This is a genomic window from Profundibacter sp., assembly GCF_056498605.1.
This window is the reverse complement of sequence record NZ_JBSMEZ010000081.1, coordinates 1-7,678: the sequence shown is the minus strand read 5'-3', so window position 1 is coordinate 7,678 and position 7,678 is coordinate 1. Positions and strand designations below refer to the sequence as shown.

Genomic DNA, 7,678 nt, shown 5'->3' with positions numbered 1-7,678 from the left:
CGCACGCTGGTTTTAACTCCAACAGCGGTTTTGACGGTGGTAATCGTCTTGTAAATCAAGCTTCTGGTCAAGTTCTGCGTTATAACAACACTTTCGGTGATTTCGGCGTAGCTTTGTCTGCTGAGATTGACGACAACGCTGCTGGCCTTGGTGGCATCAACACAACTATTTGGGGTGTTGGTGTAAAATACAATGCCTCTCTGGGTGGTGTTGATCTGGGTCTAGGTCTTGCTTATCAAGATGCAGGTCCTCAGGATGTTACGGGCCTCTCAGTTGACGCTAAATTTGGCAGCGGTTTCCGCGCAATTTTGAACTACTCAACATATGGCGGTACAAGCCCACTAGACAATCACTACGGTATCGGTGTTGGTTACACATCCGGCGCTCTGACTGTTTCAGCTAACTACGGTGAATTCACCGGTGTTCTGCCAGCTGCTGATGCAGACGGTTATGGCCTTGCTGTAAACTATGATCTGGGCGGTGGCGCAGTTGTCATGCTTGGCTACGGTTCCGGTTCTGTCGGCGGTGGCGCAAGCACCAACACTTGGTCTGCTGGCCTTGGTCTGTCCTTCTAATTTAGAAGAACAACCTATCTAAAAGAGAGCGGGCCTTTGGGTCCGCTCTTTTCTTTTGTGCGGGGTTCTGTTTGGTTGCCATAACCCAAACCGGAGCCACGCCTATGTCTTTATCCGAAATTCAAGACCGCATTCACGCCGAAGAGCGCCGTGTCGGGCGCGAGGTCGGTTCGACCCAATTAATTGCAGTTTCCAAGGTGCAGCCGGATGAACGGGTCGAGGCGGTATTGCGCGAGGGCCATCGGCTGTTCGGCGAGAACAAGGTGCAAGAAGCGGCGGGCAAGTGGCCTGCGTTTCGTGCGCAATATGAGGGTGTCGCGGTTCATCTACTGGGCCCGCTACAAACCAACAAGGCACGTCAGGCGATGGGGTTGTTCGAGGCGATCCATTCGCTGGACCGACCCAAACTGGCGAAGGTTCTGGCGAGGCTGGCGCAGGAAATGGGCCATTGCCCCGATTTGTTTATTCAGGTGAATACGGGCGAAGAGGAACAGAAGGCGGGGGTTATGCCTGCGGATGCGGACGCGTTCATTGCTGAGTGCCGTGATCTGGACCTGCCCATTGTTGGATTGATGTGCATCCCGCCTGCCGATGAGGAACCGAGCCTGCATTTTGCATTGCTGCGCAAGATTGCGGAGCGCAACGGTATTTCCGGCCTGTCGATGGGAATGAGCAGTGATTTCGAAGTCGCCGTGGCGATGGGGGCCAGCCATGTGCGGGTCGGGTCGGCCATATTCGGGGCGCGGGATTATGGCTGATTAGGCACGATCAGGCGGGTGCCGATGGTGATGCGCTGGACAATCCACAACAGGTTTTGCCGTGAAAAGGCAATGCACCCCTCGGTCGGGTGATGCGGTTTGCGCCAGATGTGCAGGAAGATGGCCGAGCCTTTGTGCGGGGTGGCAACGGGCCAGTTCCAGTCGGTGATCAGCACCATATCGTATAACGGGTCCGCACGGCGCATGCTCTCATGGCTGAACGGATGCGGTGTGCGCACCAGATGGTTATAGGCGGGGTCCGCCACGTCATCCGACCATAAATCACCCGACAGGATTGGCGTGGCCCAGCCTGTGGGTGGCAGCATCCGGTCGGGGCGATAATAGAGGCCCATGATCCGGTGGGTGCCCGCGGGCGTCGCGCCGTCGCCCTCGTGTTTATCCTTGCTGACGCCGCCGCACCCGATAGAGCAGGGGATCAAACGACCCATAAAACGAATGCCCTGTCTGGTTAGAACCAGATCGTCGGGGGTCATAACAAGTGGCCCGATTTGGTGGCTTTGGTTTTCAGGTAGTCCGCGTTATGGGCGGTATGGCCCACCTTGAGCGGCACGCGTTCGGTAACTTTGACGCCCTCGGCCTGCATCATTTCAACCTTTTTCGGGTTGTTGGTCAGCAGGCGGACCTGCGTAAACCCCATCTGTTTCAGGATGTCGGCCCCGATACGAAAATCCCGCTCGTCATCCTCGAACCCCAGTCGGTGATTGGCCTCGACCGTGTCAAACCCCTGATCTTGCAGGGAATATGCCCGCATCTTGTTGGCCAAGCCAATGCCGCGCCCTTCTTGATTAAGGTAGAGCAGAATGCCTGCGCCGTTATCCCCCATCTGCGCCAAAGAGGCGCGCAGTTGCGGGCCGCAGTCGCATTTCAACGAGCCGAGCAGGTCGCCAGTGAAGCAGGCCGAGTGCAGCCGCGCTAAAACCGGTTGGCTGCGGTCGGGTTGGCCAATTTCAACCGCATAATGTTCCTCGCCACCATCATCGGGGCGGAAAATATGCAGGCGCCCTGCGTCAGAAACCGATAGGGGCAGGCGGGCGCTGACCACGGGGGCAAGCGGGCTGTTGGTGGTCAGGATGTCGCGGGCGGCATTCAGATCAATGGCGGTCAAGCTGTTCTGGGCTGCAAATACAGGCCCGTCCTGAATGTCCAACACTAAAGAGGCGGGCAATAGGCGAGCCGATTTAGCGAGCGTAATGGCGGCGCGGTGCAGGTCTGCCGCGCCTTCGCGTTGCACCTGAAACGGCCCTTTCATCGGCATGCTCAGATCGTCCGCCGGATCGGCGAGGGCATGGACCCACTGCAATGTTGCGTCAGGCGGCATGACGATCCGCGCCACATCGCCATCATAGGCGCGGGCCTTCAGGGTCTGGCTGCGCCGTGCGGTGATTGCCAGAACGGTGGGGCCGTTTAGCGCCTGAACTTGGGCCAGACGTGCCGCTGACAGGGTTTCGGCAGCCAACACCAGCGCGGCATTCCCACCCTGATAAAACACCACAGGCACGCCCATGCGCACATCGGCGCGGGCGCGGGCCAGCAGTTCTGTCATATTGGGGCGTAGGTTCATCACCGGTCCTTGTTACAGTAAGTTACCGACATGTAGCGATTATTGCCGAAATGTGAAACATTTTGCGATTCTTTGACACGGATGCGTGAGAATGGACACGGATGCGTGAGAAACGACCCACAGCTATTGCCGTTTGGGCCGTTCAGGAACAATTGTAGTGCAAGCGAACGCGCAAAAGGAGCCAACAGATGAGCAACAACGTTAAGAAAATCCTTCTGGTCGATGATGACGACGACCTGCGCGAGGCATTATCCGAGCAATTGGTAATGACCGAAGATTTTGATGTGTTCGAGGCTGCCGATGGTGCCGGGGCGATGGTAAAGGCCAAAGAGGCGCTGTATGATCTGGTGATCCTTGATGTGGGCCTGCCGGACACCGACGGGCGCGAATTGTGCCGTTTGATGCGCAAACAGGGGGTGAAATGCCCTGTGTTGATGCTGACGGGGCATGACAGTGATGCCGACACCATTCTGGGTCTGGATGCGGGTGCCAATGATTATGTGACCAAGCCGTTCAAATTTCCGGTGCTGCTGGCCCGTATTCGCGCACAATTGCGCCAGCATGAGCAATCCGAGGATGCCGTATTCACGCTGGGGCCGTATACGTTCAAACCGGCGATGAAGATGTTGATCACCGAGGACGAGCGCAAAATTCGTCTGACGGAAAAAGAGACCAATATCCTGAAGTTTCTATACCGCGCCACCGAGGGCGTTGTGGCCCGCGACGTGCTGCTGCACGAGGTTTGGGGCTATAATGCGGGGGTGACCACGCACACATTAGAGACACACATTTACCGTCTTCGTCAAAAAATAGAACCAGATCCGTCAAATGCGCGCCTTCTTGTGACCGAATCTGGCGGTTATAGATTGGTGGCATAACGGCGAATCATGCCAACGCGATCCCAAAAGTGGGAACCGGTTTTGGGGTGAATTGCGCATATTATGAAGAGAGATCCCCTGTATGTCGGGGTTATGACATACACCTCCCTGTTGGACTGGCCCGGCCTTTGTGCCGGGCCTTTTTTTGCCAAAATCTAAAACTTAATGTTTTTTAGAAACGGATAAAGTTTAATCAGCCGCTCTGTCTCGCCCGGGGCGACGCGGGCCAACCACCACCTTCCAGTCTCATGCATAACAATAAGAATCGAGCTTGCGCTTGCAGTTTTGCCTTTGATGGTTGCCGACATGGCGTAGGGGAGAACGGCATAAATGGAATCCGTTCCGTCGGTGTTTTGTGCGTCTGTTACGTTCAGGTCGGACAGGTCTATGTCAATGGATATGGATGTTACATCGCTCATCGCACCCTTCATTTGCACAGCCATGACGTGGCGAACTCGCTCAGGGCCCATTCCTACTGATGCGGAAATGTCGTTTATTATTCTGGCGGGTATGGCATTGGTGATGCCACCCATTTCCATCATTTCCATATCGGTGATGAATTTTTCTACCACTGCATTTAAAGCGTCGTATTCTGATGGGGTGAGTTGGCGGGAATTTGCCGGTGCTACGGTTAATACGAGGGCAAGGATAATTCCGAGGAAGTGGTGCATGGCTGATCCTATTTTGTTTAGTCTAGCCTAAGCCGTGCCAACCCATAAATAAATAGCCCAATACCGCCGAGGGCGCTGACCAGAAACGGTAGGCGCATGGCTGCAGCACGGCCTAGATCGGGTTCAAACACCGCCACCAGAACCCCGCCGATCATTGCGCCAACCGGCATCGTGCCCCAGCCAAAGAAACGGTAGATGCTGTTAACGCGGCCCAGCAGCTCGTCAGGGATGGTGCGTTGGCGCAGGGAAACGGTGACCACATTCCACAGCACTGCCGCCAGCATGCCAATGAACAGGGCGGTGGCGACAACGTAGGGGTTTGAGGTCAGGAAGATTGCAAGGTATTGCAGCGGAAATATGGTCAATGCAAGTTTAACGCTTTTGTCCGCGCCATATCGTGCAACGATACGTGGGGCGATTAGTCCGCCAAGGACACCACCAGCCGCCCCAGCGGTTAAAAGAAAACCGTAGCCAGCCGCGCCAAGGCCCAGAATTTCCTGACTGAACAGGACCAATACCGTGAAGGCAATCATATGCAGCATGTTTAGTACGCCGAGCATCAGGGCAAGACGCAGGATCAATTTGTGGGCGTAAATCCACGCCATCCCTTCGCGCATTTGCGGCCAGAATCCGTCGGGCAGTTTCGGGGCCACGCGGGCGGGCATGGCGATCAGCCAGACGCACCACGCGGCGATGGCGAAGGTTACGGCGTCCACCGCAAAGGGCAGGGGCACGGCGTAGGCGATCAGCAGGCCAGCCAGTGGCGGGCCGACGAATTGACCCATGATCTGCTCGATGCTCCACATCTGGCCGTTGGCGGTTTCCAGATCGTTCTTGGCCACGATTGAGGGCAGGGCGGTTTGGGCGGCGTTGTCGCGGATCACCTCGGCTGATCCCAGCAGGAAGGCGGCGGCACATAGGCCAAGGATCAGAGTGAACGCCTGATCCGCGTTTTCAGGCAGCGGCAGGGCGGGGCCGGACAGGATCAACCCGACCACCCCGAACGTCAGCAACAGGCGCAGGATATCGGCCTGCACCATCAGGCGTTGGCGATTGGCGCGATCCGTGATCACGCCTGCAGGGATGGCAAACAGGAACCACGGTAGCCGCGTGGCGGCGGCAACCAGCGCGATCAGCACCGGATCGCGGGTGATCAGGGTTGCCAGCCACGGGAATGCCAGCGCCGAAATGCCATCGCCCAGATTGGACACCGCCGTAGCGGTAAACAGCAGGCGATAGTTTTTGTTAACGGCTAGCAGCATCAGGCGGCCCTATTCATGTGTCAGAACGGCCTCGAAGTGGCCTGTGATATGGGTGGTGTCGGCTTTATCCAGTGTGACGCCGAAATCATCGGTGAACAATAGGGTGACGTTGAAATCACCTTTGACGGTGAGGGTGTCATCGCTCAATGCGACCTGTTGCAGCGCAATAATCGAACCTGCGCCGTGGCCTAATGTGACATAGGCTCCCTTGGCTGCGTTTTTGTAATAAACGATATCGACCTCGCTTACGACCTGCGCCCCCGTCGGCTCGAACAGGTAAAACTGGATGGTCAGCGCGCCTTGGAATTCTTTGATGGTATCGGGGCTGGCGTGACCAAACAGGGTGAGGATGGCTGTGGTTGTGTCCCCGCTCCATTTGCTTTTGCTGTGCTGATCCTGGCTGGTTAAATACCACGTCACATCACCTGATGTGATGCTGCCTGTCACCTGCTGGGCCAGTGCGGGCAGGGCCAGCAGGGAAATGATGAAAGCCAACAAGATGCGCGTCATTGGGCCAATCTAGCGGGTGCTTGCCAAATGCGCAAAAGAAATGCGAGGCAGGTTGAGGTCTGTGGCTGCTTTGCCTAATCTGGCCAAACCTAATCATAAGCGAGCAGAACATGTCATTCACCGTTGCCACCTGGAATATCAACTCGGTTCGCCTGCGCGAACCATTGGTTTTGAAACTGCTGGAAGAAGAAGCACCAGACGTTCTGTGCTTGCAGGAATGCAAATCACCAGTGGAAAAGATGCCGACCGAGGGGTTTGCCGCGATTGGCTACACCCACATGATTGCCAACGGGCAAAAGGGCTATAACGGGGTGCTGATCCTGTCGCGGTTGCCGATGGTGGACGCGGGGCGGCATGATTTTGCCAATCTGGGCCATGCGCGGCATGTTGCGGCGCGTCTGGAAAACGGCGTGACCATTCATAACCACTATGTGCCCGCAGGTGGTGATGTGGCCGACCGCGAGGTGAACGAGAAGTTCGGCCAAAAGCTGGATTACCTGACTGACATGCGGGATGATTTCCGCGCCAACATGCCGGAACGCTCGATTTTGGTCGGGGATTTGAACATCGCCCCGCGCGAGGATGATGTCTGGGATCACAAGAAACTGCTGAAGGTGGTTTCACACACCCCTGTCGAAGTTGCCGCCTTGCAGGAAACGCAAGAGGCGGGCAATTGGGTCGACGTGACCCGCGCCGATATTCCTGAAGGCAAGCTATACAGCTGGTGGTCTTATCGCGCCCGCGACTGGGATGTGGCGGATAAGGGTCGCCGTCTGGACCATGTCTGGGCCACGGCGGATATTGCCGCATCGGGCCATTCCAGCCGTGTGGTGCGCCATGTGCGTGGATGGGAAAAACCCAGCGATCACGCGCCGATCTTTGCAACGTTTGATCTGTAGGGCTAACGCAGCCCTTCCCACCACGGATTGGGCTGCACGGGTGCTCCAAGGGTGACACATTCGCCAAAATGCGGCGTCAGCAGCGGGGTGGCGTGGCTGTCTGCCAACTCCTTGATCCTCTCGAGCGGGTTTTTCCAGGTGTGGAACGCCAGCCGAAAGGTGCCGTTATGGATCGGCATCAAAGTGCCGCTGCCCGGATTGTGGCCCAGATCATGAAATGCCTGCATCATCTGCGGCGGGGTCATATGCATATGCGGCCAGAGATCGTCATATGCGCCACATTCAAGCAGGGTCAGATCAAAGGGGCCATGCGCCTTACCGATCTTTGCAAAGCCGTCAAAATAGCCTGAATCACTGCCAAAGAAAATGCGCGTGCCCTTGTGCCGCAACACAAACGACGCCCCGAAAAATGCTGGCTGGGGGTGGCGGTGATATTCAGGCTGCCATGATCATGACTTTGCCACCAGTCAAGCTCGGTAATCTTGCTTGCGGGCACCCCCCACCGTTGCAGATATTTGGCAAGACCCAGCGGGGTGATGAACT

Annotated in this window: 9 protein-coding genes and 1 pseudogene; 4 read left to right on the top strand and 6 right to left on the bottom strand. The window is 56.7% G+C overall.

Annotated features, from left to right (window positions below):
* Nucleotides 1–575: porin (locus ACWB12_RS08300; RefSeq protein WP_479529605.1), on the top strand; the 575-nt coding region annotated here is incomplete at its 5' end.
* Between the two features lie 104 nt (nucleotides 576–679).
* Nucleotides 680–1,333: a YggS family pyridoxal phosphate-dependent enzyme gene (locus ACWB12_RS08295; protein ID WP_479529604.1), complete on the top strand. Its 654-nt coding sequence runs from the start codon at nucleotides 680–682 to the stop codon at nucleotides 1,331–1,333.
* Here ACWB12_RS08295 and ACWB12_RS08290 read toward each other — a convergent pair.
* Nucleotides 1,324–1,827 carry a L,D-transpeptidase family protein gene (locus ACWB12_RS08290; RefSeq protein WP_479529603.1) on the bottom strand — a complete coding sequence of 168 codons (504 nt, stop codon included), beginning with the start codon at nucleotides 1,825–1,827 and terminating at the stop codon, nucleotides 1,324–1,326. The two genes, ACWB12_RS08295 and ACWB12_RS08290, sit on opposite strands and share 10 nt — an antisense overlap.
* Entirely contained in the window at nucleotides 1,824–2,915 is a 1,092-nt protein-coding gene (gene ribA / locus ACWB12_RS08285; RefSeq protein WP_479529602.1) for a GTP cyclohydrolase II, read from the bottom strand. The genes ACWB12_RS08290 and ribA overlap by 4 nt, the downstream gene beginning before the upstream one ends.
* 188 nt (nucleotides 2,916–3,103) lie before the next feature.
* Here ribA and ACWB12_RS08280 point away from each other — a divergent pair, with 188 nt between their 5' ends.
* A complete protein-coding gene (locus ACWB12_RS08280; RefSeq protein ID WP_479529601.1) occupies nucleotides 3,104–3,793 on the top strand; it encodes a response regulator transcription factor in 690 nt (229 codons plus the stop codon).
* A gap of 155 nt (nucleotides 3,794–3,948) precedes the next feature.
* Here the strand turns inward: ACWB12_RS08280 and ACWB12_RS08275 are convergent, their stop codons facing one another.
* The 3 genes from ACWB12_RS08275 to ACWB12_RS08265 are packed head-to-tail and all read right to left on the bottom strand — an operon-like array spanning nucleotide 3,949 to nucleotide 6,236.
* Nucleotides 3,949–4,464, bottom strand: coding sequence for a hypothetical protein (locus tag ACWB12_RS08275; RefSeq protein WP_479529600.1), 516 nt, complete (start codon nucleotides 4,462–4,464; stop codon nucleotides 3,949–3,951).
* Nucleotides 4,465–4,481: 17 nt separating this feature from the next.
* Entirely contained in the window at nucleotides 4,482–5,726 is a 1,245-nt protein-coding gene (locus tag ACWB12_RS08270; protein ID WP_479529599.1) for an MFS transporter, read from the bottom strand.
* A 9-nt stretch (nucleotides 5,727–5,735) separates the two neighbouring features.
* On the bottom strand, nucleotides 5,736–6,236 hold the full coding sequence (locus ACWB12_RS08265; protein WP_479529598.1) for a hypothetical protein: 501 nt from the start codon (nucleotides 6,234–6,236) through the stop codon (nucleotides 5,736–5,738).
* A gap of 110 nt (nucleotides 6,237–6,346) precedes the next feature.
* On the opposite strand from ACWB12_RS08265, the gene ACWB12_RS08260 reads away from it, so the two are divergent.
* The gene (locus ACWB12_RS08260; protein ID WP_479529597.1) at nucleotides 6,347–7,135 is read left to right on the top strand and encodes an exodeoxyribonuclease III; all 789 of its coding nucleotides are present in this window, start codon (nucleotides 6,347–6,349) and stop codon (nucleotides 7,133–7,135) included.
* Nucleotides 7,136–7,137: 2 nt separating this feature from the next.
* Here ACWB12_RS08260 and ACWB12_RS08255 read toward each other — a convergent pair.
* Nucleotides 7,138–7,631 (bottom strand): annotated as a pseudogene (locus ACWB12_RS08255) (MBL fold metallo-hydrolase).
* Nucleotides 7,632–7,678: the final 47 nt, after the last annotated feature.

What these genes read in the sequence shown, in the direction of transcription:
- ACWB12_RS08295 (WP_479529604.1), top strand. Translation starts at nt 680, where the DNA reads ATGTCTTTATCCGAAATTCAAGACCGCATTCACGCCGAAGAGCGCCGT.
- ACWB12_RS08290 (WP_479529603.1), bottom strand. Translation starts at nt 1,827, where the DNA reads ATGACCCCCGACGATCTGGTTCTAACCAGACAGGGCATTCGTTTTATG.
- ribA (WP_479529602.1), bottom strand. Translation starts at nt 2,915, where the DNA reads ATGAACCTACGCCCCAATATGACAGAACTGCTGGCCCGCGCCCGCGCC.
- ACWB12_RS08280 (WP_479529601.1), top strand. Translation starts at nt 3,104, where the DNA reads ATGAGCAACAACGTTAAGAAAATCCTTCTGGTCGATGATGACGACGAC.
- ACWB12_RS08275 (WP_479529600.1), bottom strand. Translation starts at nt 4,464, where the DNA reads ATGCACCACTTCCTCGGAATTATCCTTGCCCTCGTATTAACCGTAGCA.
- ACWB12_RS08270 (WP_479529599.1), bottom strand. Translation starts at nt 5,726, where the DNA reads ATGCTGCTAGCCGTTAACAAAAACTATCGCCTGCTGTTTACCGCTACG.
- ACWB12_RS08265 (WP_479529598.1), bottom strand. Translation starts at nt 6,236, where the DNA reads ATGACGCGCATCTTGTTGGCTTTCATCATTTCCCTGCTGGCCCTGCCC.
- ACWB12_RS08260 (WP_479529597.1), top strand. Translation starts at nt 6,347, where the DNA reads ATGTCATTCACCGTTGCCACCTGGAATATCAACTCGGTTCGCCTGCGC.